Raw genomic sequence first — 24641 nt, 5'->3', positions numbered from 1 at the left:
AGGATCCCGCACCGGTCTCAACGCTCGCCCGCGTACGGATCGGCGATGCCCAGCTCGGCCAGGATGTCACGCTCCAGCTGCTCCATTGCGTCGGCTTCCTTTTCGTCTTCGTGGTCCCAGCCCAGCAGGTGCAGCACGCCATGCACGGTCAAGTGCGCGTAGTGGGCGGTGAGCGGCTTGCCTTGTTCGTCGGCTTCGCGCGCCACGACCGGTGCGCAGATCACCAGATCGCCCAGCAGCGGGAACTTCACGCCCTTGGGCAGGCCCTCCGGCACATCGGCGGGAAAGCTCAGCACGTTTGTCGCGTAGTCCTTGCCGCGGTAATGGCGATTGAGCGACTGGCCTTCCTTGGCGTCGACCATGCGAATAGCCAGATCCGCTTCGCGGATGCGGCCTTTCAGCGCGGCGGCCACCCATTTGCGGAAGCTCACCGCAGCCGGCAGGCCGGCACGGGGCAGGGCATAGCTGACCGCGACATCCAAGCGGACGGGGCCGCGGGTCATGGGGTTTTCTCCGGCAGGGCCTGCTGCTGTTCACGACGGTCGTAGGCGTTGACGATGCGTGCCACCAGCGGATGGCGGACCACGTCGCGTGCCTCCAGGAAGGTGAAGCTCACGCCTTCCACGTCGTGCAGCACGTCCACGGCATCGCGCAGACCCGATTTCACATGCTTGGGCAGATCGGTCTGGGTGAGGTCGCCGGTCACCACGGCGGTCGAGCCGTAGCCCAGGCGGGTCAGGAACATCTTCATCTGCTCGATGGTGGTGTTCTGTGCCTCGTCGAGGATCACGAACGCATCATTGAGCGTGCGCCCGCGCATGTACGCCAGCGGCGCGATCTCGATGACGTTCTTTTCCAGCAGCTTGACCACCTTTTCCACGCCCAGCATTTCATACAGGGCGTCGTACAACGGGCGCAGATAGGGGTCGACCTTCTGGGTCAGGTCGCCAGGCAGGAAGCCGAGTTTTTCGCCGGCCTCCACCGCGGGGCGCACCAGGATCAGCCGCTGCACGCGTGACTCGTTCAAGGCTTCCACGGCGCTGGCAACGGCCAGGAAGGTCTTGCCGGTGCCGGCGGGACCGATACCGAAATTGATGTCATGGCTGGCGATCTGGTGCAGGTAGCGCGCCTGGTTGGCGCCGCGGCCCCGCACGGTGCCTCGCTTGACCTTGATCGCCACGTCCTGTGCCTCGTAGGAGCGCTCAGCGATGTGCTCGATGTTGGCTTCGTTCAACCGAAGGTGGATCGCCTGGCTGTCGAAAGTGACCTCGGCGGCTTCCTCGTACAGGGCTTCGATCAGCTTCTGCGCTTCGACGGCAGCCTCGGTTGGCCCACTGATGCGGAAGACGTGGCCGCGGTTGGCGATCTCCACACCCAGCTTCAGCTCGATCTGGCGCAGATGACCGTCGAAGGGCCCGCTCAGGTTGGCGAGTCGTGTGTTGTCTTCCGGCGACAGGGTGAAATCTCGGTGCTCGATATTCTTCATGGATCCAGAATTGGGTGCGGGTTCTTTCCACACAAGGTGTGGGTGGTCACGCGGTAAAGTTGTGGATAAGCCTTCTCAGCGCTTGTGCCACAAGCCGCATTATGAGGTGGTGAAAAACCTGCCAGTCAGGCGCCGCTGACCCGGCCACGCAGAGAATTGCTGTAGGCCTCGGTGATCAGTACATCCACGAACTGGCCGACCAGACGCGCAGGTGCGGCGAAGTTCACCGTCCGCATGTTCTCGGTCTTGCCGCTCAACTCGTTCGGATCACGACGCGACGGGCCTTCCACCAGGACGCGCTGCACTGTGCCGACCATGGCAGCGGAAATCTCGCCGGCGTGCTGGTTGATCCGTGCCTGGAGGCGCGACAGCCGTGCGTGCTTTTCGGCATCGGTGATGGTGTCTTCGAGGTCGGCGGCTGGGGTGCCGGGGCGACGCGAATAGATGAAGGAGAAACTCTGGTCGAACCCGATGTCTTCGATCAGCTTCATCGTCTTCTCAAAGTCGGCATCGGTTTCACCGGGGAAGCCGACGATGAAATCCGAGCTGATGGAGATGTCCGGACGTACCGCGCGCAGCTTGCGGATCTTCGACTTGAATTCCAGCGACGTGTAGCCCCGCTTCATCGCCGACAGGATGCGGTCGCTGCCCGCCTGGACCGGCAGATGCAGGAAGTTGGCCAGCTTCGGTACGTCGCGGAAGGCATCCACCAACGAGTCGCTGAACTCCAACGGGTGCGAGGTGGTGAAGCGGATGCGGCCGACCCCGTCGATTTCGGCGATGGTGCGGATCAGCAGGCCCAGGTCGGCATGCTCGCCCTCGCCATACAGTCCACGGTACGCATTGACGTTCTGGCCGAGCAGGTTGATCTCCCGCACGCCCTGAGCAGCCAGTTGCGCCACCTCCACCACGACGTCTTCGAACGGACGGCTGACTTCGGTACCACGCGTATAGGGCACGACGCAGAACGAGCAGTACTTCGAGCAGCCTTCCATGATCGACACGAAAGCGGAGGCCCCGTCTGCACGTGGCTCGGGCAGGCGGTCGAATTTCTCGATCTCCGGGAAGCTGATATCGACCTGCGGCCGGTTCTGCTCACGTCGCGCACGGATCAGTTCCGGCAGGCGGTGCAGGGTCTGCGGGCCGAACACCAGGTCCACATACGGCGCGCGCTTGACGATGGCCTCGCCTTCCTGCGAAGCCACGCAGCCGCCGACGCCGATGATGACGTCGCGTCCGTTGTTCTTCAGCGCCTTCCAGCGACCGAGTTGGCTGAACACCTTCTCCTGCGCTTTCTCGCGGATGGAGCAGGTGTTGACCAGGATAACGTCGGCTTCGTCCGGGTTATCGGTCAGCTCCAGGCCATCGCTGGCTGCCAGCACGTCCGCCATCTTGGCCGAGTCGTACTCGTTCATCTGGCAACCGTGGGTCTTGATGTAAAGCTTGCCACGCACCTGGTCGGGCTTGCGCGGACCGGTGGGCAGGGCGAACAGAGGGGTGTCGTCAACAGCGACGGATGGAAAGACGTCTGGCGTCCCGGTCATGGTGATTAATCCAGGCGGGTGGCGGGTAAGCGGTCCAGTTTACTCCCTTGCGTTGCCGGAACGGGGTAGATGCGCGCGCCGCTGCGCTCGCCGACCATGGGTCGGCGCTACCGGTGCGGGTGGATCGCGCGGGGTGCTGCGCACGCCGACCATGGGTCGGCGCTACCGGTGCGGGTGGATCGCGCGGGGTGGCCGGGCGCGCGCGGGGCGCCCGGCGATGGGGTCAACCGCCTGCCAAACGCGCGTCGATGTCCTTGGCGCGGGCGGCCGCGGGGTGTGCGGCCATCCGTGCGATGTACGCCATGGTTGCCGGTCCCGGCTGCAGCAAGCCGAACGCACTCAACCAGCCCAGCGCGCTGCCCCATAAGAAGTCGGCCGCCGACACCTGCGAGCCCAACAGGTAATCGCCCTGCGACAGCTGCTCTTCCACCACGCGCAACACCGTTTCCGCATCGACATAGGGCGACATGCCGCGCGGGGCAGGGTCTCGTTTCATCGCCTTTTCGACCATCGCCGGTTCGAAGCACGATCCGTGAAACGCCAGCCAGCGCAGGAACGGGCCGCGCTGCGGATCCCCAATGTGCGGTGCCAGTCCGGCTTCGGGATACAGCTCGGCCAGGTATTGATAAATCGCAACCTGTTCTGTCACCAGCGCGCCGTCATGCACGATGGCCGGAACTTTACCCATCGGGTTCACGGCGAGATAGGCCGGTGCCACGTTGTCGCCTGCTTTCAGGTCGAGCACCTCAAGGGCGTAATCCGCACCCAGTGCTTCGAGCAGCACCAGCACGCCGGCCGAGCGCGAGGGGATGGCGTGATACAGGGTGATATGACGTGTCATGTGCGTTTCCCGTTGGAATGTGCCGTCATCGTGGCGCACTATTGCGGACACCTTCTGTCCTCGATGATTTCCTCATGGCGTACACCGCCCAGCGGCTGCTCAGGCTGATCGCCTTGCTGCAGACCCGGCGGCACTGGTCGGGTGCCGAGCTTGCCGAGCGCATGCAGGTGGATCGGCGCAGCATTCGGCGCGACATCGAGCGGCTGCGTGAGCTGGGCTATCCGATCAGTGCATCGTCCGGGGTCGGGGGCGGTTATCGCCTGGGTGGGGGCGCACCGGTGCTGCCCCTGCTGCTGGATGAGGAGGAGGCCACCGCCATTGCGCTGGCGCTGCGGGTCGTCACGGCCAGCGTGTCGGGCTTGGATGACACCGCGCAGTCGGTGTTGACCAAGCTGGATCCGCTGGTGCCCCTCCGCCGTCGGCAGCAGGCGGGTGAGATCCATGCGGCCACTGCCACGATGAGTGGCATGCCCAGCGTCGACGGCCGCCTGCTGGGACAACTCGCCATGGCCTGCCGCGAGCATGCCGTGCTGTCTTTCATGTATTGCACCCATGATGGGGTAAGCGGACCGCGCGAAGCGGAAGCGCAGCACCTGGTGAACTATGGCCAGCGGTGGTATCTGCTGGGCTGGGATCGCAATCGCGACGATTGGCGCACGCTCCGGGTAGACCGCATCAGCGAGGTGCGCTGCCTGCCTGTCCAAGGAACACGTCGCGCATTGCCTGCACCGCCCGAGGTCGTGGTGCGCCAGGCAGTCAGCCAGTCGCCCTTCACCCTTCGCGCCGAGGTGACCTTGTGTGGAAGCATCGACACGTTGGCGCTGCAGGTGCCGCCCTGGTTCGGCGTGCTGCGCGCCGACGGGCCCGACCACTGCCGGTTGCTGATGGGCGCAGACAGTGCCGCGATGCTCGCCGGGCAGATCCTCAGCCTGGGATTGCCACCCGTGGCGATACGTACCACGCCGCCGTCCTTGCATGCAGAACTGCAGGCGCAGGTGGCCGGTCTCGCGAGTGTGCTTGCCGGGGGTGGCGTCCCCTGCCACGACGCGGACGGAGGGCGCGCAGTGGGATCCGATCCGCCCCGCGCGGGGAAAGGGGCCTGACCCCGGAGCGTATGACCCTGACGGGCGTCGTCTGGCCCGGCCCTTGGCAACCGTCGCGCAAGCTGGGACACTCGCGCCCATGAAGGGGACCTTAAGGATCGTGGCGATCAGCATCGCTGCACTGGCGGCCGTGCCGGCCAGTGCCGGCACGCTGTACAAGTGTGTCGGCGCCGATGGCGTTCCCAGTTACGTCAGCAAACGGGTCAGCGGTGCGCAGTGCAGTGGCATCAGCTACAGCCGCGACAGCCGACCGGCCCGCCCCGCAACCAGCGGGCCCGTCCCGCCGGCGGCCCCTGTCACGGCCGTCCCGGCCCGCGAAGCGCCTTCATCCTCTGCGGTTGCTGCAGGCGCGGCCGTTGCCGCCGCCGTGGTGCCTGCGTCTGCTGCCGTGGCCTCGGTAATCGCCGCACCTGCCCCAAAACCCGTTCCGGCCCCGGCCAGCAAGGCGGGCCGCGTCGTCAGCGGGCAGGTCTATTCGTACATGAAGGACGGTGTGCGCCATTACACCAGTGCCCGGCCCGCGGGGCAGGTGGCCAGCCTGTCCCAGGTGCGCACCATCCGCTACAGCTTCATCGAGCGCTGCTTCGCGTGTGGCAGCAATCCGGCAGTCAATTTCGGCTCGGTCCGGCTCAATACCACCGCCTTCCAGAGCGAGATCGCCGCCGCCGCGCGCCAATACGGTGTGGAGGAGGCGATCGTGCGGGCGATCATCCATGCGGAATCGGCCTACAACCCGACAGCACTCAGCCGCGCCGGGGCGCAGGGACTGATGCAGTTGATGCCGCCGACCGCGGCGCGCTTTGGCGTAACCGATTCGTACGACGCTGCGCAGAACATCCGCGGTGGCGTGCAGTATCTTTCATGGCTGTTGAAACGCTTCAATGGCGACCTCACGCTTGCCGCGGCTGGCTACAACGCAGGGGAGGGCGCCGTTGCCCGCCACGGTGGCGTGCCGCCGTATAGTGAGACGCGGTACTACGTACAGCGGGTAGGCCAGTTGGCCGAGCGCTATCGCGGTGCGCTGGCCTCCCATCAGTGATGATTGACCGCAACGCGCGTTTAGATACACTCGCTTCAGATTCAAAGCAGCCTGGCCCCCACCAGGTTGCCGGCAGCCTTAAAGCTACCTAATCAATATCGGAGTGCCGGATGGCCAACGATGGGGTATACGATCCAGTCGATCATGGACGTCGCCGATTCCTCTCAGCCACTACTGCAGTGGTGGGGGCGGTAGGCGTCGGTTTCGTCGCAGTTCCTTTCATCAAGTCCTGGAATCCCAGTGCACGTGCCAAGTTGGCCGGTGCACCGGTGACCGCTGACATCAGTGCCTTGCAGGAAGGCCAGCGGCTGATACTGGAATGGCGCGGTCAGCCCATCTGGATCGTCAAGCGCTCCAAGGCCATCCTCGACGCGCTGCCCAGTCTGGATGACCGCCTGAAGGATCCCGGGTCAGGTGTGAAAGACCAGCAGCCGGAGTACGTGCTCAAGGGCAATCCGGAGCTGCGGTCGATCAAGCCGGCCGTCTCGGTGCTTGTCGGCCTGTGCACCCATCTAGGCTGCTCGCCGGAAATGGTGGCCGAAATCCGCCCGGAACCCTATGACGCGCAGTGGAAAGGGGGCTATTTCTGCCCGTGCCACAAGTCGCGCTTCGACATGTCCGGCCGGGTCTTCAATGACGTCCCCGCCCCGATCAACCTGCTGGTGCCGCCGCATCACTACCAGGACGACAATACGATCATCATCGGCGTCGATCCGGAGGGTACCGCCTGATGGCCAACATCCTTGCCCGTACCGCCAGCGGCCTGGCCGACTGGGTCAACGCGCGCGCGCCGGGCCTGATGCCGGTGTACCGCAAGCACGTCAGCGAGTATTACGCGCCGAAAAACTTCAACATCTGGTACTACTTCGGTTCGCTGGCGCTGCTGATCCTGGTCAACCAGATCGTCACCGGCATCTTCCTGACGATGCACTACAAGACCAGCGCGGCCGAAGCCTTCGCCTCGGTCGAGTACATCATGCGCGACGTCGAGTGGGGCTGGCTGATCCGCTACATGCACTCCACCGGTGCATCGCTCTTCTTCATCGTGGTCTATCTGCACATGTTCCGCGGGCTGCTGTACGGCAGTTACCAGAAGCCGCGCGAGCTGGTGTGGATACTGGGCATGCTGATCTACCTGGTGCTGATGGCCGAAGCCTTCATGGGCTACGTGCTGCCGTGGGGCCAGATGTCGTTCTGGGGCGCGAAGGTGATCATTTCGCTGTTCGGTGCGATCCCGGTGATCGGCAACGGGCTGACCGAATGGATCATGGGCGATTACCTGCCCGGCGATGCCACGCTCAACCGCTTCTTCGCCCTGCACGTGATCGCCCTGCCGCTGGTGCTGCTGCTGCTGGTGGTGCTGCACCTGGGTGCGCTGCATGAGGTGGGCTCGAACAATCCCGACGGCGTGGAAATCAAGAAGGGGCCGAAGGGCAACCGCTGGTCGCCGACCGCGCCGACCGATGGCATTCCGTTCCATCCCTATTACACGATGAAAGACGCCGTTGGCGCCGGCTTCCTGCTGATCATCGCCGCCTTCATCATCTTCTTCGCGCCGGCCTTCGGCGGGCAGTTCCTGGAACACGACAACTTCACCGAGGCCAACCGCCTCGTGACTCCGGAACACATCAAGCCGGTCTGGTACTACACGCCTTACTACGCGATGTTGCGGGTCATTCCAAACAAGCTGGGCGGGGTGATCGTGATGTTCTCGGCGATCGCGATCCTGTTCCTGGTGCCGTGGCTGGACAAGTGCAAGGTCAAGTCGGTGCGCTACCGCGGCTGGATATCCAAGGTGATGCTGGGCGTGCTGGTGGTGTGCTTCATCTGGCTGGGGGTTATCGGTTCCGGCCCGGGCACGGCGGTGTGGGAAACCTGGGTGGGTCGCGTACTGACCTTCCTGTACTTCGCTTTCTTCCTCACCATGCCGATATGGACGCGACTGGACAAGACCAAGCCGGTACCGGAAAGGGTGACCACGCATGAGTAAGCGCTGGATGGTCCGCATGGCCCTGATGGCCACGATGCTGCTCGCAGGCGGCGCGGCGCTGGCTGCCGAAGGCAGCGCCAAGATGCTGCAGGCCGGCAATGATCTGGGCGATCGTGCCTCGTTGCAGCGCGGCGCACAGTTGTACATGAACTACTGTTCCAGCTGCCATGCGCTGAAATACCTGCGCTACTCGCGCATGGCGGCCGACCTGGGGCTGACCGAAGAAGAGGTGATGAACAACCTCAATTTCACCGGGTCCGCGATTGGCGACCAGGTGCCGGTCTCGATGCCCAAGGCCGACGCGGAGAAGTGGTTCGGCAAGATGCCACCGGACCTCAGCCTGATTTCGCGCGTGCGCGGACCGGACTGGGTCTACACGTACCTCAAGTCGTTCTACCTGGACAGCAACCGTCCGCTGGGCTGGAACAACACTGTCTTCCCGAACGCCTCCATGCCCAACCCGCTGTGGCAGATGCAGGGCCTGCAGCACGCCGTGCACGGCAAGCCGGAGGCGCCTGGACTGGATCCGCCCGTGCTGGCTCTGGAAGTGCGTACGCCCGGCAACGTCGATGCCGGACAGTACGACCAGACAGTGCGCGACATCACCAACTTCCTGGCCTATGCCGGCGAGCCGGCGGCATTGAAGCGGCAGCAACTGGGCGTATGGGTGATCCTGTTCCTGGCGCTGCTGACCTTCCTGTTGTATCTGCTGAAGAAAGATTACTGGAAGGATGTACATTGACGGTTCGACCCCGGGACGCGGTGCACGCGTCAATGTGTGACCCGATACCCATGGCCTATTGGCTTTTGTGATCGCCGGTTGCACACTCGGGAACGAGCTGACTGTCGGAAATGGTCCGACAGCGCCGATTCGGCAGGCGGACTCCTGTCGTTGGAGAGCCTTTGATGGCGGCGAGCGTACGCATGCGTAATACCCTGACGCTGTTTTCCTCGAACGACGATGTGCTCTGTCATCGGGTGCGTCTGGTCCTTGCGGCCAAGGGCGTCACCTATGACTTCGTGGCAGTGGATCCGCAGAATCCGCCCGAAGATCTGATCGACCTCAATCCGTACCACTCGGTGCCCACGCTGGTGGAGCGCGAGCTGGTGCTGTACGCCGCCTCGGTGGTCAGCGAGTACCTGGACGAGCGCTATCCGCATCCGCCGCTGATGCCGGTGGACCCGCTGTCACGCGCCCGCATCCGTTTGGCGATGCTGCGCATCGAGCACGACTGGGTGCCGCAGGTACAGGCCATTCAACTGGGCAACAAAGCGCAGGCCGAGGCCGGGCGTAAACGCCTGAAGGAACTGCTGACCTCGTCGGTGCCGTTGTTCAAGGCGAGCAAGTTCTTCCTCAACCAGGAAATGAGCCTGGCCGACTGCGCGATCGCACCGATCATCTGGCGCCTGCAGGCACTGGATATTCCGTTGCCGAAGGATGGCAAGGCGATCGAGGACTACGGCAATCGCATTTTCCGCCATCCCGGTTTCATCCGCAGCCTGACCGATCAGGAAAAGAAGCTGCGCGATCTGCCGAGCTGATCGATACCGCGCGTCCCCCTGTAGCGCCAAGCCACGCTCGGCGGATTGCTGGACCGCGCGCGGCCGCTGCGCTCGCCGACCGTGGGTCGGCGCTACCGATGTGCTGCGGTTCCTGTAGCGCCAAGCCACGCTCGGCGGATTGCCGGACCGCGCGCGGCCGCTGCGCTCGCCGACCGTGGGTCGGCGCTACCGATGTGCTGCGGTTCCTGTAGCGCCGAGCCACGCTCGGCGGACTGCCGGACCGCGCGCGGCCGCTGCGCTCGCCGACGACGGGTCGGCGCTACCGATGTGCTGCAGTTCCTGTAGCGCCAAGCTACGCTCGGCGCATTGCCGGACCGAGCGCTGCCGCTGCGCTCGCCGACCACGGGTCGGCGCTACCGATGTGCTGCGGTTCCTGTAGCGCCAAGCCACGCTCGGCGGATTGCTGGACCGCGCGCGGCCGCTGCGCTCGCCGACCGTGGGTCGGCGCTACCGATGTGCTGCGGTTCCTGTAGCGCCGAGCCACGCTCGGCGGACTGCCGGACCGCGCGCGGCCGCTGCGCTCGCCGACGACGGGTCGGCGCTACCGATGTGCTGCGGTTCCTGTAGCGCCAAGCTACGCTCGGCGCATTGCCGGACCGAGCGCTGCCGCTGCGCTCGCCGACCGTGGGTCGGCGCTACCGGTTTCCGGCGTTCCGCGTTTTCGACTGGCAGCCGAACGCTCTGTCGGCCCCCGGTGCCAAGCAGGGGGGCGGGCGCGTACACTTCGCACATGACTGACGAATTCTTCCGGATGACCAGCCACCGTCCGTACCTGCTACGGGCCTTGGTGGAGTGGATCAACGACAACGCGCTGACGCCGCACATCCTGGTGGATGCGGGGGTGGCAGGCGTACAAGTGCCGCCGTCGAGCATCAAAGACGGTCGCGTAGTGCTCAACATCGCCGAACGCGCCGTCGTGAAGCTGTTGATCGACAACGAGGCCGTGAGCTTCTCTGCGCGCTTTTCCGGCGTGAGCTACGCGGTGCTGGTGCCCATCAGTGCGGTGCTTGCCGTATATGCCCGGGAAACAGGGCAGGGCATGGCGCTGCCTGACGACGTGATCGGCGCGGACGCGGCCGAGGACGATGTGCCGCTCCACGAGGTGTCGGATGAGGCCGATGGTTCGTCGGATGACGATACGCCGCCCGATGCGCCGCCGCCGCGCCCGAGTGGTCGTCCGCAGTTGCGCGTGGTCAAATAACGCCACGCACTGCCAGATGACGACCCTGGGTCGTCATCCCATCAGACATCTTCGGCGTCGTCCACATCCGGCCGGATCGCACTGATCCGCGCCGCACCGGGGCCGCTGAAGGACACCAGATCGTCCCCGCGCAGCACCATCCGCCCGACGTGGCGATCGATCCCATCGTAGGAATACTCGAACTTGAAGGTGCGCTCGAAGCAGAGCTTGCCATCGTCACCGCGCGCCACTTTCAGGCCGATCGCATGCACGCTCTGGTCCAGCCATTGCACGTCGGCGGCCTTGCACGCGTTTCGACCCAGCACGCCGGCGCGCTCGGCGGCCGCGCGCGATGAGTTCCAGAACGCATAACCTGCGGCGCCGACAATCATCAACAGGATCAAGGTAGGCATGTCGCTCGCGCACTGCAGGAAAGGTGCCTACAAGATGGCGGTCCGCGCGCCGCAGTTCAAGGTGGCGTCGTCGGGTGGGGCCGCCACAGAGCGCGGATCCAGGGTCTAGGGCTGCATCTGCAGTGGTGCCGCTGCGGTCAGCTTCAACAGCGCTGCCCAGTCCTGGCGGTTGAAGCTGCACTCCTCCTCACGGCCGGGCGTGCACGTCGGTGCGATGCCGTCCGGGTCCGCTTCCCGCTTGCCAGGCAGCTCGACGCGGCCGGTGCGGTCCAGCATCAACATACGCATGGCCACCGTGTTCATGACGTTGCCGCCGATCAGGTACAGCGTCCGATCGCCGCCCATGTTGGCCGACACCACGACCTCGCAATGCGATTTCCAGTGGCCGACCGAACCATTGCCCAGTGCCTGCACCAGCCCGCTGTAGCTCAGGGTCTGGCTGCGATCACGCAGGAAGCAGAGCATGTCGCCGACTGCCGGTTTCTCGGCCGCCGGATCGGCCAGGCGGTACGGGGCAGACCCGTTGTATGCGGCGCGGATGTAATCAATGTGGCGAGGGGACGCGTTGAAGCCGGGCACGCCCGCGCGCACCATGACCCACGAGATGAAGGCAGCCGACCACGGGTTGTCGAGCAGGAAGGCACGGCAATCGCTGTCGGTATAGCGCGACCCGAGGGGCGCAATGCAGCTGCTGGCACCGGGCTGGGCGCCCATCGCATTCAACGTGCCGCTGTCGCGCCAGTAACCCGCCACGCGCTGCCATGCAATCAGGCCGTTGTCGGCCAGGTGCTCGTTCTCCGCCTCGGTCACCGCCAGGCTGGCGGCGCGGCCCTCCCGATCGATGAAGGGGCGGAACCATAAGCGGTGTTCGTTGCAGGCGGTCTGGCGGATGGCCAGCGCCAACGGACTCTGGCCGAACGGAGGCGGCACATCGCAGGCTTCCGCCGCCGCCACATCGAATGAAACAGCTGACAAGGGCAGTAGACAGGCAAGCAGCAACCGGCGCATGCGGTGCTCCGCAACAAGGGGGATGGCGCAAGCGTCGCAGCGTGCTCGTGAACGAAGGGTAGAGCGGGCGCTCAGATCGCTCGCACGCAGCAGACCGGATTTGATTCCGGTCTACCGCACACATCAAGCCGGCGGGGGGCCCAGCTTCAACGACAGGTCGATGGCTTGCACGTGCTTGGTCAGACCACCGATGGAAATGCAGTCCACGCCGTCCTCGGCGATGGCCCGCAGGCCGTCCAGTCCGACGCTGCCTGACACCTCCAGCGGAGTTCGCCCGGCGGTCAGGCGGACCGCATCGCGACGCAGTGCGGCCGGGAAGTCATCGAGCAGGATCCGCTCGCAGCCTGCCTGCAGGGCCTGCTGCAGCTGGTCCAGGTCTTCCACTTCCACGATCAGCGGCAGCTGCGGCCACATCGCGCGCGCAGCGGCGACCGCAGCGGGCAGCGAGCCGGCGGCGCGGATGTGGTTCTCCTTCAGCATCACCGTGTCGTACAGGCCGATGCGGTGATTGGCTCCGCCTCCGCAACGCACCGCGTATTTCTGCGCCAGGCGCAGGCCGGGGAGGGTCTTGCGGGTGTCGAGGATGCGCGTGGCAGTGCCGGCCACCGCAGCCACATGCCGCGCCGTGATGGTGGCCGTGCCTGACAGGGTCTGCAGGAAGTTCAGCGAGGTGCGTTCGGCACTTACCAGGCTGCGGCTGCGACCCTGCAGCAGGGCCAGCACCGTACCGGCGTGGACCTGCTGTCCTTCATCGACCTTCCAGTCAATGCGTACGTCGGGGTCCAGCGCGCGGTGGGTGGCATCGAACCAGGGCCGGCCGGCGATCACCGCATCCTGCTTGCAGAGCAGGTACGCCGTGTCGGCCTGGTCGGGCAACAGCGCGGCCGTGACATCCCCGCTGCCGAGGTCTTCGGCAAGCGCGCGGGCCACGTCGGCGGCGACCAGCGCCGGATCCGGCGCATCAAAGACGCCAGCGCCGGCGGTGCTCATGCGGCGGGGAAGTCGGCGATCTGGTCGGTGGCGATGGCTTCTTCGGCCAGCAGCACCGGGATGCCGTCATCCAGGCGGAACACCTGCTTGCGGTCGCGGGTGACCAGGGCCTGGCGCAATGGCTGCGCCAGCGGATTGCCGTCGGCCTTGGTGACAGAACCGCTGCCGATGGCGCGGTTGAGGGCGTCCAACCCCTTGGCATCCAGCAGGGAAAGGGGCTGGCGGGTGTCCGGTGAGACCAGCAGGTCAAGCAGCTTGCGATCCATGGTTCTTCGTCTTGCGTGGAAGATGGCTAGAATACGTCTTTAAGGCAGGTGACGGCCAATGACCCCCAACCACCCCTCGCCGCTCGTCGGCATCGTCATGGGCTCCCGCTCCGATTGGGAAACCATGCAGCACGCGGCCCAGAAGCTTGAAGCACTGGGCGTTCCGTTCGAAGTGAAAGTCGTATCCGCACACCGCACCCCGGACGTGTTGTTCGACTATGCCGAACAGGCCGGTCCGCGCGGTCTGCGCGCGATCATCGCCGGCGCCGGTGGCGCGGCGCACCTGCCGGGCATGATCGCGGCCAAGACCGCGGTGCCGGTGCTGGGCGTGCCGGTGCAGTCCAAGGCCCTCAACGGCATGGATTCACTGCTGTCGATCGTGCAGATGCCGGCCGGTATCCCGGTCGCGACCTTCGCCATCGGCAACGCCGGTGCGTCCAATGCGGCGCTGTTCGCTGCGGCAATGCTGGCCAGCGATCAGCCCGCCATCGGCGAGGCGCTGGATGCCTTCCGCGCACGCCAGACCGAAGATGTCATGGCCCACGATGATCCGCGTCAATGAGTACGAAGACCGTTGGCATCCTGGGCGGCGGCCAGCTGGCCCGCATGATGGTCCTGGCCGGCGCGCCGATGGGCCTGCGCTTCGAGCTGTTCGATCCTGCCGCTGATGCGTGCGGCGGACCGCTGGCACCGTTGACCGTGGCGGCGTTCGACGACCGCGATGCGCTGGCGGCGTTCGCAGCGAAGGTCGATGTGATCACCTTCGATTTCGAGAACGTACCCGCCGACAGTGCGCAGTGGCTGGCCGAACGCGTGCCGGTGTATCCGCCGCCGTCGGCTTTGGCCGTCGCGCAGGACCGCCTCAGTGAGAAGACGCTGTTCCAGCAGTTGGGCATCCCGCTGCCGCCGTTCGCCGATATCCGCAGTCGTGATGAGCTTGCTGCCAGAGCAGCGGAGTTCGGCCTGCCGTGCATTCTGAAGACGCGTCGCCTGGGCTATGACGGCAAGGGACAGTTCCGTCTGCGCAGCGAGGCCGATATCGATGCCGCGTGGGACGCGCTGGGCGCACAGGTGGATCGCACGGGATTGATCCTGGAGGGCTTCGTCGCCTTCCAGCGCGAAGTGAGCGTGGTCGCCGTGCGCGCTGTCGATGGCAGCTTCCGCGCTTATCCCGTGACGAGTAACTGGCATGTGGACGGCGTGCTCTCCGCCAGCGTCGCGCCCGCGCAGCTGAGCGCAGCCGAGCACGATGCGGCGATCGGGTATGCGCGCACGCTGGCTGACCATCTGCAGTATGTCGGTGTGTTCGCGCTGGAGCTGTTCTGCCGCGATGGCGAGCTGCTGGCCAACGAGATGGCGCCGCGCGTGCACAACTCCGGCCACTGGACGATTGAAGGCAGCGAGACCTCCCAGTTCGAGAACCACCTGCGCGCCGTACTGGGCCTGCCGCTGGGCGACACGCGCATGCTGGGCCACGCGTGCATGTTGAACTGGATCGGTGCCATGCCCGACCCGCTGCCGGTGCTGGCGCAGGCCAGTGGTCATTGGCATGACTATGGCAAGCAGGCACGCGACGGGCGCAAGGTGGGCCACGCCACGCTGCGTGACGACGACGCGGATGCACTCGCAAGCGCCTTGCAGCAGGTAGGTGAAGCGCTGGGCCGGCAGGCGCAGGTGGAGCCTGCCGTGCGCATACTGCTTCGCTGATCGAGGTAGTGACGGCGGCCGGACTTCAGGTCGGGTAATCAGCCTTTCCGCTGCGCTCGCCGAGCGTGGCTCGGCGCTACCGGGTTCCTATGGGACTCGGGTAGTGACGGCGGCCGGACTTCAGGTCGGGTAGTCAGCGCTTGCCGCTGCGCTCGCCGAGCGTGGCTCGGCGCTACCGGGTTCCTATGGGACTCGGGTAGTGACGGCCGCTGGCCGTCTGTCGGGTAATCAGCCTTTCCGCTGCGCTCGCCGAGCGTGGCTCGGCGCTACCGGTCGCCGACCTCAGTCGGGCATCTGCTCGCTGGCGAACTCCCAGTTCGCCGCTTTCCACCAAGCCTCCAGGTAGCGCGCGCGATCATTCTGGTAATCCAGGTAATAGGCGTGTTCCCACAGGTTGCACCCCAGCAGTGGGGTGCTGTGGCTGGTCAATGGCGTGCCCGCGTTGCGGGTCACCTGGATCGCCAAGCTGCCATCCGGATGCAGCACCAGCCACGCCCAGCCAGCGCCGAACAGGCCCAGCGCGGCATCATTGAAAGCATGGCGCAGACCGGCCACATCGCCGAAACGACGCTTCACCCGGTCGGCCAGCCGCCCTTGCGGGTCGCCACTGCCGCGTGGGCGCAGGCACTGCCACTGGAACTGCAGGTTCCAGGCCTGGGCGGCCGCCTCGAACAGCGCACCCTGGCTTTCACGGACGATCCGCTCCAGCGGGGCGTCTTCCCATTCGGTGCCGATGATCCGCTGGTTGACCGCGTCCACGCAGGCTCGCTGGTGCTGCCCGTGCTGCAGGGCAACCGCCCGTTCGGACAGGTGCGGCTGCAGGGCGCCGGGGGAGTAGGGCAGGGGGGTGAGTTCTATGGGCATGCGATCTGCGATGGGAAAGGGGATGCCGGTGGCCGGTTCCATCGGCTTACAATGGTGGCTACTGTGGGAAGTCTAGCCGACCGTCGCGGTCGGATTCGCCCATCCAGGAGGCAGTGTGGTTGTGGCAGTGATGCAACAGATCCAGGCCGAAGTTGATCGGTACCCCCTCGTGCTGTTCATGAAGGGTACCCCGCAATACCCGACGTGCGGGTTCTCCAGCCGTGCCGTGCAGGCCCTGATGGCCGCCGGTGCCGTGTCACTGCGTACCGTCAATGTGCTGGAAGAGCCCGAGATCCGCGCCAACCTGCCGCGTTTCTCCAACCTGCCGACTTTTCCGCAGCTGTTCATGCACGGGGAGCTGATCGGCGGCTGCGACATCGTCATGGAGCTGTTCGAGGCCGGTGAGCTCAAGCGCATCGTCGAAGAAGCCTCGGTTGCATGAGTGCCGCGCCTTCGCCTGCTGCTGACGGCGGGCCGCTCGAGGGCCGGGTGATTCTGGTCGTCGGGGCTGGCGGCGGTCTGGGCAGCACGGCCGCAGTGGCCTGCGCGCGCGCCGGTGCGACGGTGGTGTTGTGCGGGCGCAAGCCGCGTCGCCTGGATAGAGTGTATGCGCAGGTGCAGCAGGCCGGACCGGAGCCCCTGTTGTATCCGCTGGATCTGGAAGGCGCCAGCCCGGATGACTACGCCGAACTGGCGGCCCGCCTGCACAGTGAGCTGGGTCGACTGGATGGCATTCTGGTATGTGCAGCAGATTTTCCCGGCCTCACCCCTTTTGGACTGGCCGATCCGGCCAGCTTCGCGCGCTCGTTGCACGTCACCCTGACCGCACCGGCGTGGCTGGTGCAGGCCTGCCTGCCTCTTCTGCGTCAGCGCGAGGATGCCGCCGTGGTGTTCTGCGTGGATGATCCCGCGCGGGTGGGGGCAGCCTATTGGGGCGGATACGGCGCAGCCCAGCATGGCCTGAGGGGGCTGATCGCAACCCTGCACGATGAACTCAAGAGTGGCCCGGTAAGAGTGTCCGGCCTGCAGCCCGGCCCGATGCGCACCGCCTTGCGGGCTCGCGCCTGGTCGCTGGACCAGGATGACGCCGCACAGTCCCCGGACCTCGCGGCCGCTGCTGCCGTGCACCTGCTGTCGCCTTCGGCCTTGACGCAGCGCGGTCTTGTCATGGACGTAAACGGGTAAGAACGACGCGAATTCGTACATATCTTCACGGGGAGTGAAGAAAACGTCACGTTTGGGTTGCGTTGGCGCGCCGTTTGTCGCACTACCGTCACATTCAGATCGTACCGTGTTAATCTATTGTTAACCGTTGCGGCAGCTGCCGTTCACGGTTGGGAACCCCAGATAAATGTCCTTACAGCCTCCCGCAAGGCTGTCTGGATGCGCTTTTTTTCCGCCATCGCCAACTCGCATCGAGGCTACCCTAGATGAACCACCCGCTCCGGATGTCCAAGCTCACCCTTGGCCTCATGGCCGTGCTCGCCGCCGCCCCCGCCTTTGCCCAGAGCACCTCTGCCGGTGTCGGCGGTCAGGTTGTCTCCTCGGCCGGCGCGCCCGTTGCAGGCGCAGAAGTCACCATCACCCACACCGAGTCCGGCACCGTTTCGCGTGCTACGACCGATGCGGCTGGTCGCTACAACGCACGCGGTCTGCGCGTGGGTGGTCCTTACACGATCTCGATCACCAAGCCCGGTGAAGGCACCAAGACTGAAGATGGCGTCTATCTGGGCGTGAACCAGACCGGCACCATCAACGCCACGCTGGCCGGCGACCTCGCCGCCACCAACCTGGACGCTGTCCAGGTCATGGCTGTGGGCGGTGGCTCGGAAGTCTTCAGCACCACCAAGATGGGCTCGAGCACCAACATCAGTCAGGAACAGATCGAGATGGCGCCGTCGATCGGCGGCAACATCCAGGACCTGATGCGCCTTGACCCGCGCGTGACCTTCATTGACCGCGCCTCGGGTTCGATCTCGGCCGGCGGCCAGAATCCGCGCTTCAACTCGATCAACATCGACGGCGTGTCGGCAAGCGACACCTTCGGCCTGGAAGGCAACAACATGCCGACCCGTCGCCAGCCGGTCGCGATGGAAGCCATCGAAGCCCTGGACATCAACCTGTCCAACTACGACGTCAGCATCGCCGCTGCCGCCGGCGCCACCGTCAATGCGGTGACCAAGTCCGGTACCAACGAAGTGCATGGTTCGGTCTACGGCACCTATCGTGACGGCGACTGGTTCGGCGACAACCCGGAGGGTCAGCCCTTCAAGGGCTTCACCAAGGAAGAAACCTACGGCGTGACCGTCGGTGGTCCGATCGTCAAAGACAAGCTGTTCTTCTTCGCCAACTACGAGAAGTTCAAGCAGGCTGCCCCGGGCGCCGATCTGTCCGGCACCGCGCTGGGCAAGGCGGGCGCAAACTACTCGATGGCCGACGTGACGCGTGCGCAGCAGATCGCGCAGGACGTCTATGGCTTCGACGCCGGTGGCATCGAAAGCAATGCCGATACCGAGCTCGAAGAGTACGCAATCAAGCTCGATTGGAACATCAACGACAACCACCGCGCCAACTTCCGCTACAGCAAGCTGGAGCAGGACAAGCTGCGTATCAACGGGATGAACTCGACGTCCACCGCGTCGTTGAGCTCGTACTGGTACCAGCACGTCAAGACCAACGAAAGCTACGTCGCCCAGCTGTTCAGCGACTGGAGCGATAACTTCTCGACCGAACTGAAGGCCTCGTACCGCGAGTACTCGGCTGTGCGTGAAGTGTCGACCAACGCGCCGAGCATCCGCATCTATTTCCCGCGCAACGCCACCACCCCGGAAGGCGATTCGCTGTACCTGGGTACGGAAGTGAACTCGCAGGACAACATCCTGGAGACCAAGGCGTGGAACTACTACGCTGCCGGTACCCTGACGATGGGCGACCACGACCTGAAGTTCGGTGCGTCGTATGACACCAACGACATCTACAACTACTACGGCGCCAACTCGTGGGGCACCTACACGTTCTACGGCCTGGACAACTTCGCCGCCGGCCGTTGGCAGACCTACAATCTGGCCAAGGAAACCGCGCCGGGTTCGATCGCTGCTGACTACGAGTACAGCAACCTTGCGCTGTTCGTGCAGGACACCTGGTACGTCAACAACAACCTGACCCTGACCATGGGCGTGCGCGCCGATCGTCCGGACACCAGCCCGTCGCCGCAGTTCAACCAGGCCGCCCTGAACACCTTCGGTCTGGACAACAGCAAGGTCTTCGAAAGCAAGTTCCTGATCCAGCCGCGCCTGGGCTTCAACTACACCTTCGACAGCGAGCGTCCGACGCAGCTGCGTGGCGGCGTGGGCCTGTTCCAGGGTGATTCGCCGCAGGTGTGGATCAGCAACAGCTATTCCACCACCGGCTTCAACTACACCTCGTACAACCTGACCGGCGGCTTCAATCCGGCCCTGCCGTTCAGTGCGGACAAGAACAACCAGCCTGTCCCGACCACCCCGGGCTCGGCGCGCCAGAACGTCAACTTCGTCGGCCAGGACTTCAAGCTGCCGTCGATCTACAAGGCCAACCTGGCGTTGGATCACGAGCTGCCGTGGAACGGTCTGGTCGCCTCGGCCGAGCTGCTGGTCACCAAGGTCAAGGATGGCCTGTATTACCAGCATCTGAACCTGGGCAGTGGCAACCTGGTCGGCCCGGATGGTCGCACGCTGTACTACAACCCGGCCCGTGTCGGCCTGCCGTGGAACACCGGCAGCGCCCGCTTCGGCACCGCCGCTGGCTTCGACAACGTGTACCTGATCGACAACACCGACCAGGGCCGTACCTCGCAGTTCACCGTGTCGCTGAGCAAGCCGTGGGCGCCGGACAGCGATTGGTCCTACAGCCTGGCCTACACCTACACCGACGCAGAAGAAGTCGGCAGCCTGACCAGCTCCACCGCGAGCTCGGGCTGGGGTTACCAGTACGCCACCAACGCAAACGAAGAGCTGCTGAACACCTCGCGTTACCAGATCCGTGACCGCTTCTCGGGCAGCCTGAACTGGAAGCACAAGTTCTTCGGCGACTACGAAACCAAGGTCGGCCTGGTGTATGAAGGTCGCAGCGGTCGTCCGTTCAGCTACATCTATGCGAACGACGCCAATGGCGATGGCCGCAACGGTAACGACCTGTTCTACGTGCCGAATCGTGGCGACGTGCTGTTCGGCGCGCTCAATGCCAACGGCACGTTCACGCCGGATGCGGCCATGGAGAAGAGCTTCTTCGACTGGCTGGCAGCGAACCCGGACCTAGCCAAGTACGCAGGTGGCTCGGCCCCGGCAAACAAGTTCCGCAGTGGCTGGATCAATACCTTCGACATCCGTATCAGCCAGCAGCTGCCGGGCTTCATGAAGGGCCACAAGTCGGAAATCTGGCTTGACGTGCAGAACGTGGGCAACCTGCTGAACAAGGATTGGGGCAACATCTACGACTACGGCTTCTTCGCCAACAGCCGTGTTGCCACCCTGCAGGGCATCTATAACGACAAGTACGTCTACAACTACACCGGCGCTGACAAGCCGAGCGTGGCCAACCAGGATGCCGACGGCTTCGACGCCGGTGTCTCGCAGTGGTCGCTGCAGTTGGGCTTCCGTTACCAGTTCTAAGCGGTAGCGTGTACCTGCTGTAACGGAGAACGGCCGGGGCAACCCGGCCGTTTTCTTTTGTCGGCGGCAGGGCTTGTGGAGCCCACCGCGCAGGCGTAGCATCGACCCACGTATGCGGTGAAAGCCGCTGCCGCGACCTCCGGGGACGCTGGCGACGCCTATCCAACGGTCGGGTTTCCCGGCCGTTTTGCTTTTTAAGGGGGCAGCGCTAAAGTCGGAAACCTTGAGGAAGCGAAACGTTGGACATGACCACGAAGATTGAAACGCCGGCACGTACGTTGCCGGTGCAGGACGCGCGGATCTACCCGCGCGGTGGGCTGGATGTGCTGTCGCGCGCCGAAGTGGCGCGCCTGCGCGATGCCTCCATCGGTGGCATGCATGAGCTGTTGCGCCGTTGCGCGCTGGCCGTGCTGACCAGTGGCAGCGCCTCGGACGATCCGCGCGCGGCGCGTGATCTGTACCCGGATTTCGATATCCAGGTGGCGCAGCAGGACCGCGGCGTCCGCATCGACCTGGCCAATGCGCCGGCGATGGCCTTCGTCGATGGCGAGATCATCCGCGGCGTCGCCGAGCTGCTGTTCGCCGTTGTGCGGGACCTGGCGTACATGGCCATCGAGATGGGCCCGGCCTACGCGGCCGAGCTGGAATCGTCCGATGGCATCACCAATGCGGTGTTCGGGCTGCTGCGCAATGCGCGCATCCTCAATCCGGGCGACCCGAACCTGGTGGTCTGCTGGGGCGGCCACTCGATCGGCCGCGACGAGTACCTGTACACCAAGCAGGTCGGCTATGAGCTGGGCCTGCGTGGCCTGGACATCTGCACCGGCTGTGGCCCGGGCGCGATGAAGGGGCCGATGAAGGGCGCCACCATCGCCCACGCCAAGCAGCGCCGCAGCGTGACGCGCTACATCGGCCTGACCGAGCCGGGCATCATCGCCGCCGAGTCGCCGAATCCGATCGTCAACCATCTGGTGATCATGCCGGATATCGAAAAGCGGCTGGAAGCGTTCGTCCGCATCGGCCACGGCATCATCGTGTTTGCCGGCGGCGTCGGCACGGCCGAAGAGATCCTGTACCTGCTGGGCATCCTGCTGCGTGAGGAAAACAAGGATCTGCCGTTCCCGCTGATCCTGACCGGCCCGGCGATGGCCGCGCCGTATTTCGAGCAGATCGATCGCTTCATCCGCCTGACCCTGGGCGATGCGGCGGCGGAGCGCTACGAGATCATCATCGGCGACCCATCGGCGGTGGCACGGCGCATGTGGGCCGGCATCAAGCAGGTGCGTGAGCACCGTCTGGCGCAGAAGGATTCGTTCTTCTTCAACTGGTCCATCGAGATTCCGTGGGACTACCAGCAGCCGTTCGTGCCCACGCACGAGGCGATGGCCGGCCTGGACCTGCACCACGGCCGGGCCCCGCATGCGCTGGCGGCCGACCTGCGGCGCGCGTTCTCCGGCATCGTTGCCGGCAACGTGAAAGAAGACGGCATGCGCCGCATCGAGGAGTTCGGCCCGTTCCAGATCCATGGCGACGCCGACATGATGCAGGCCCTGGACGCGCTGCTGCGCGCTTTCGTCGACCAGCGCCGGATGAAGATCTCCGGTGAGTACAAGCCCTGCTACCAGGTCGTGACCTGAGGGCAGGGGAAGGGGCGGATCCCGTCCGTGATGCGGATGGGTTCCGGCCCCGCGGAGGTTGCCGCTGCGCTCGCCGAGCGTGGCTCGGCGCTACCGGGGGTCCGTGGTGCCGAACTTTTGACGCCCATCGCCCGGAATGACCGTTCGTCCTGCCGCCGCTTGCGCGCGGCAGGCGCGGGGCCCATCGTGCAGCCATCACGCTGGGGAGCGTTCCATGTCTTTACGCCGCATCAAGGGCTTCACGCTGCTGGAATTGATGGTGACCGTTGCCGTGGTTGCGATCCTCGCGGGGATTGCTTTCCCGAGCTTCGAAAGCACGATCCGCTCAAGCCGGGTCGCTGCTGCGCACAACGAATTGATCGGCCTGCTTAATCTGGCCCGCAGCGAGGCTATCCGCAGCGGACGAGGGGGCGGGGTATGCGCCAGCACCGACGGCGCCACCTGCAGTGGTAGCTGGGGCAGCGGTGCGTTGGCGTATGCCGATACCAACGGTGACGGATCAAAGGGTGCCAGCGAAGTCGCGCTGCGGTTCGTGACCAGCAATGACAAGCTGGTCGTTACCGGGCCCGATGCGGGCATTTCCTTTGACGGCCGGGGGCGTCGGCGTGCCAGCACCGATCAGCAGATCACCATGAAGCCGTCCACCTGCAGCCCTAATGTGCAACAGCAACGCGTGTTCACGGTAAACGCCTCTGGCCAAGTGAGCAGCGTCAAGGAGGAGTGCTGATGAAAGCGTTCAGATCACCGCGGCGACAGAGCGGTTTCAGCCTGCTTGAGGTGTTGATCGCCGTGTTGGTACTCGGCTTCGGTCTGCTTGGCTTCGCGCTGCTGCAGACCATGAATGTCCGCTTCGTCCAGAGTGCCAATTACCGTACTCAGGCCACGAATCTGGCCTACGACCTGACAGAGCAGATGCGGGCCAACCGCTATCAGGCAGCCTGGTACGCCAACGCGAGCTTCACGCCCGGCAGCAAGCAGGCCGCGAAGATCTGCGCACCTGACGTCGGTGTGGTGACCGTTGCGCAGAAGATCACCGCTTGGCAGTGCCAGGTGGTCAAGGCGCTCGGTGACGATGCAGGCGCGACGGTGACCTACGCCAACGGCGCAGTCAGCGTGGCCGTTACCTGGGGTGACCAGCGCTGGAATCGGGATGCGCCGGACACGGCTACGACGTTCGCACTGGAGACCCACCTGTGAGCAGCCGTCTGTCCAAAGGCCTGCGCCATCAGCAGGGCGTGTCGCTGGTCGAGCTGATGATCGCGATGGTGATCGGCCTGATCCTCATGCTGGGCGTGATCCAGATATTTGCCGCCTCGCAGACCGCCTCCAGGCTGTCGGAGGGCGTGTCACGTACCCAGGAAAATGCGCGGTTCGCGCTCGATTTCCTGGAGCGAGACATCCGGATGGCGGGCCACATGGGCTGCGTGAACGACCAGGCACATATCGTCAAAGGGATGGGGGATCCGGTCAGCCATCTTGGCGTTGCGGCGGGCAGCGGGTCACCGCTTGATTTCGGCGTCTCCATCCAGGGCTATGAAGCCCCCGGCAGCAAGCCTGGAAACAAACTGAAGCTGGGTGATGCCTGGCAGCCGCCGGCCAACCTGCCCGCTGGCCTGGCTGGGCTTGGCCCGGCCCCGGTCGGTGGCAGTGACATCCTGGTGCTCCGTTATCTTTCCGCTGAAGGCGTGCCCGTCAATCAGATTTCTCTCAGCTCCGGGAATTCGACACTGACGATGGAGGCGACCCGTCTCGCCAGGGTCACCGCCGGCGGTGTCACCTCGCCCAAGCTGTTCGGTATCGCCGACTGCAGCCATGCAGACATTTTCCAAGGCACGCTCGGTACCGGGACAGTCACTGCGACGGGGGTGGATCTCACGCGGTACACCTCGCAGCCGACGGGACAAACCATGCTGTACCGAGCCGAGTCGCTGGTCTACTACGTGGGCAACAACCCCGAGACCGGCCTGCCCGGACTGCGGCGTGCGCGCGCTAGGGAGACCGGGACCTACGGCACCAACGAAGAAGTGGTGGAAGGCATCCAGAGCCTTCAGCTGCTGTACGGACTTGATACCACGACGGCAATTTCCACCGCCACCCCCCCGGCCGGCAATATTACGGACGTGGCGGATGCCAGCACCATCGGCACGGGAACAGGGCCGACAGTCGCAGCGCAGTGGCTGCGCGTGGGGCAGGTAAAGGTGGGGCTGCTTGCTGTCAGCCCCATGCCGTCGTCTTCGGAGCAGCCGGTCGACCCGGTCAGCGCACTGGGTGTTTCGTTCGACAACGCAACCAACAACGACGGCCGTTATCGCACCAGCTATGAAGTGACCATCGCATTGCGCAATCGCCTGTTCGGGAACTGAC

The 24641-nt window shown here is 65.0% G+C and carries 25 protein-coding genes; 16 read left to right on the top strand and 9 right to left on the bottom strand.

Annotated features, from left to right (window positions below; all coding sequences use genetic code 11):
* Nucleotides 1–17 precede the first annotated feature (17 nt).
* The 4 genes from ybeY to ABRP17_RS02745 all read right to left on the bottom strand — a co-directional run bounded on the left by ybeY (nucleotide 18) and on the right by ABRP17_RS02745 (nucleotide 3871).
* Complete coding sequence (gene ybeY, locus ABRP17_RS02760) at nucleotides 18–503, bottom strand: rRNA maturation RNase YbeY (RefSeq protein WP_349984798.1); 486 nt, start codon at nucleotides 501–503, stop codon at nucleotides 18–20.
* Nucleotides 500–1486 carry a PhoH family protein gene (locus ABRP17_RS02755; protein WP_349984797.1) on the bottom strand — a complete coding sequence of 329 codons (987 nt, stop codon included), beginning with the start codon at nucleotides 1484–1486 and terminating at the stop codon, nucleotides 500–502. Before ABRP17_RS02755 ends, ybeY begins: the two co-directional genes overlap by 4 nt.
* A gap of 125 nt (nucleotides 1487–1611) precedes the next feature.
* A complete protein-coding gene (miaB, locus tag ABRP17_RS02750) occupies nucleotides 1612–3030 on the bottom strand; it encodes a tRNA (N6-isopentenyl adenosine(37)-C2)-methylthiotransferase MiaB (RefSeq protein ID WP_349984796.1) in 1419 nt (472 codons plus the stop codon).
* Nucleotides 3031–3253: 223 nt separating this feature from the next.
* Complete coding sequence (locus tag ABRP17_RS02745; protein WP_349984795.1) at nucleotides 3254–3871, bottom strand: glutathione S-transferase; 618 nt, start codon at nucleotides 3869–3871, stop codon at nucleotides 3254–3256.
* A gap of 74 nt (nucleotides 3872–3945) precedes the next feature.
* On the opposite strand from ABRP17_RS02745, the gene ABRP17_RS02740 reads away from it, so the two are divergent.
* From ABRP17_RS02740 to ABRP17_RS02710, 7 genes are all read left to right on the top strand, one after another.
* Nucleotides 3946–4974: a WYL domain-containing protein gene (locus ABRP17_RS02740; protein ID WP_349984794.1), complete on the top strand. Its 1029-nt coding sequence runs from the start codon at nucleotides 3946–3948 to the stop codon at nucleotides 4972–4974.
* 79 nt (nucleotides 4975–5053) lie between these two features.
* A complete protein-coding gene (locus tag ABRP17_RS02735) occupies nucleotides 5054–6013 on the top strand; it encodes a lytic transglycosylase domain-containing protein (protein ID WP_349984793.1) in 960 nt (319 codons plus the stop codon).
* A gap of 110 nt (nucleotides 6014–6123) precedes the next feature.
* Nucleotides 6124–6744: a ubiquinol-cytochrome c reductase iron-sulfur subunit gene (petA, locus tag ABRP17_RS02730; RefSeq protein WP_188324487.1), complete on the top strand. Its 621-nt coding sequence runs from the start codon at nucleotides 6124–6126 to the stop codon at nucleotides 6742–6744.
* Nucleotides 6744–8003, top strand: a complete 1260-nt coding sequence (locus ABRP17_RS02725) for a cytochrome bc complex cytochrome b subunit (RefSeq protein WP_188324486.1) — start codon at nucleotides 6744–6746, stop codon at nucleotides 8001–8003. The genes petA and ABRP17_RS02725 overlap by 1 nt, the downstream gene beginning before the upstream one ends.
* A complete protein-coding gene (locus ABRP17_RS02720; protein WP_192080464.1) occupies nucleotides 7996–8745 on the top strand; it encodes a cytochrome c1 in 750 nt (249 codons plus the stop codon). The genes ABRP17_RS02725 and ABRP17_RS02720 overlap by 8 nt, the downstream gene beginning before the upstream one ends.
* 164 nt (nucleotides 8746–8909) lie before the next feature.
* On the top strand, nucleotides 8910–9545 hold the full coding sequence (locus ABRP17_RS02715) for a glutathione S-transferase N-terminal domain-containing protein (RefSeq protein WP_188324484.1): 636 nt from the start codon (nucleotides 8910–8912) through the stop codon (nucleotides 9543–9545).
* A 751-nt stretch (nucleotides 9546–10296) separates the two neighbouring features.
* Nucleotides 10297–10767 (top strand): ClpXP protease specificity-enhancing factor, encoded by a 471-nt coding sequence (locus ABRP17_RS02710; protein WP_188324483.1) that lies wholly within the window; start codon nucleotides 10297–10299, stop codon nucleotides 10765–10767.
* Between the two features lie 41 nt (nucleotides 10768–10808).
* On the opposite strand, the gene ABRP17_RS02705 is transcribed toward ABRP17_RS02710, so the two are convergent.
* The 4 genes from ABRP17_RS02705 to ABRP17_RS02690 all read right to left on the bottom strand — a co-directional run bounded on the left by ABRP17_RS02705 (nucleotide 10809) and on the right by ABRP17_RS02690 (nucleotide 13423).
* Complete coding sequence (locus ABRP17_RS02705) at nucleotides 10809–11159, bottom strand: DUF3301 domain-containing protein (protein ID WP_188324482.1); 351 nt, start codon at nucleotides 11157–11159, stop codon at nucleotides 10809–10811.
* 105 nt (nucleotides 11160–11264) lie between these two features.
* Nucleotides 11265–12167: a DUF2272 domain-containing protein gene (locus ABRP17_RS02700; protein WP_192080467.1), complete on the bottom strand. Its 903-nt coding sequence runs from the start codon at nucleotides 12165–12167 to the stop codon at nucleotides 11265–11267.
* Between the two features lie 123 nt (nucleotides 12168–12290).
* A complete protein-coding gene (nadC, locus tag ABRP17_RS02695) occupies nucleotides 12291–13157 on the bottom strand; it encodes a carboxylating nicotinate-nucleotide diphosphorylase (RefSeq protein WP_349984792.1) in 867 nt (288 codons plus the stop codon).
* Nucleotides 13154–13423 carry a Trm112 family protein gene (locus ABRP17_RS02690; RefSeq protein WP_188324478.1) on the bottom strand — a complete coding sequence of 90 codons (270 nt, stop codon included), beginning with the start codon at nucleotides 13421–13423 and terminating at the stop codon, nucleotides 13154–13156. Before ABRP17_RS02690 ends, nadC begins: the two co-directional genes overlap by 4 nt.
* Before the next feature lie 58 nt (nucleotides 13424–13481).
* On the opposite strand from ABRP17_RS02690, the gene purE reads away from it, so the two are divergent.
* Entirely contained in the window at nucleotides 13482–13985 is a 504-nt protein-coding gene (gene purE, locus ABRP17_RS02685; RefSeq protein WP_188324477.1) for a 5-(carboxyamino)imidazole ribonucleotide mutase, read from the top strand.
* Nucleotides 13982–15130: a 5-(carboxyamino)imidazole ribonucleotide synthase gene (locus ABRP17_RS02680; protein WP_349984791.1), complete on the top strand. Its 1149-nt coding sequence runs from the start codon at nucleotides 13982–13984 to the stop codon at nucleotides 15128–15130. The genes purE and ABRP17_RS02680 overlap by 4 nt, the downstream gene beginning before the upstream one ends.
* A 282-nt stretch (nucleotides 15131–15412) precedes the next feature.
* Here the strand turns inward: ABRP17_RS02680 and ABRP17_RS02675 are convergent, their stop codons facing one another.
* Entirely contained in the window at nucleotides 15413–15994 is a 582-nt protein-coding gene (locus tag ABRP17_RS02675) for a Fe-Mn family superoxide dismutase (RefSeq protein WP_349984790.1), read from the bottom strand.
* 121 nt (nucleotides 15995–16115) lie between these two features.
* Between ABRP17_RS02675 and grxD the strand changes: the two genes are divergently transcribed.
* The 7 genes from grxD to ABRP17_RS02640 all read left to right on the top strand — a co-directional run bounded on the left by grxD (nucleotide 16116) and on the right by ABRP17_RS02640 (nucleotide 24640).
* Nucleotides 16116–16436, top strand: coding sequence for a Grx4 family monothiol glutaredoxin (gene grxD, locus ABRP17_RS02670; RefSeq protein WP_188324474.1), 321 nt, complete (start codon nucleotides 16116–16118; stop codon nucleotides 16434–16436).
* Nucleotides 16433–17179: an SDR family NAD(P)-dependent oxidoreductase gene (locus ABRP17_RS02665; RefSeq protein ID WP_349984789.1), complete on the top strand. Its 747-nt coding sequence runs from the start codon at nucleotides 16433–16435 to the stop codon at nucleotides 17177–17179. Before grxD ends, ABRP17_RS02665 begins: the two co-directional genes overlap by 4 nt.
* A gap of 245 nt (nucleotides 17180–17424) precedes the next feature.
* Entirely contained in the window at nucleotides 17425–20640 is a 3216-nt protein-coding gene (locus ABRP17_RS02660; protein ID WP_349984788.1) for a TonB-dependent receptor, read from the top strand.
* A gap of 245 nt (nucleotides 20641–20885) precedes the next feature.
* Nucleotides 20886–22277 carry a nucleotide 5'-monophosphate nucleosidase PpnN gene (gene ppnN / locus ABRP17_RS02655; protein ID WP_372486869.1) on the top strand — a complete coding sequence of 464 codons (1392 nt, stop codon included), beginning with the start codon at nucleotides 20886–20888 and terminating at the stop codon, nucleotides 22275–22277.
* A 214-nt stretch (nucleotides 22278–22491) separates the two neighbouring features.
* Nucleotides 22492–23004, top strand: coding sequence for a GspH/FimT family pseudopilin (locus ABRP17_RS02650; protein WP_349984786.1), 513 nt, complete (start codon nucleotides 22492–22494; stop codon nucleotides 23002–23004).
* Complete coding sequence (gene pilV / locus ABRP17_RS02645) at nucleotides 23004–23474, top strand: type IV pilus modification protein PilV (RefSeq protein WP_349984785.1); 471 nt, start codon at nucleotides 23004–23006, stop codon at nucleotides 23472–23474. Before ABRP17_RS02650 ends, pilV begins: the two co-directional genes overlap by 1 nt.
* A gap of 56 nt (nucleotides 23475–23530) precedes the next feature.
* Complete coding sequence (locus ABRP17_RS02640; RefSeq protein ID WP_372486945.1) at nucleotides 23531–24640, top strand: PilW family protein; 1110 nt, start codon at nucleotides 23531–23533, stop codon at nucleotides 24638–24640.
* Nucleotide 24641: the final 1 nt, after the last annotated feature.

This window comes from Stenotrophomonas sp. WHRI 8082, assembly GCF_040223995.2.
Taxonomy (GTDB): Bacteria; Pseudomonadota; Gammaproteobacteria; order Xanthomonadales; family Xanthomonadaceae; genus Stenotrophomonas.
This window is presented reverse-complemented; position numbering and strand designations above follow the sequence as displayed.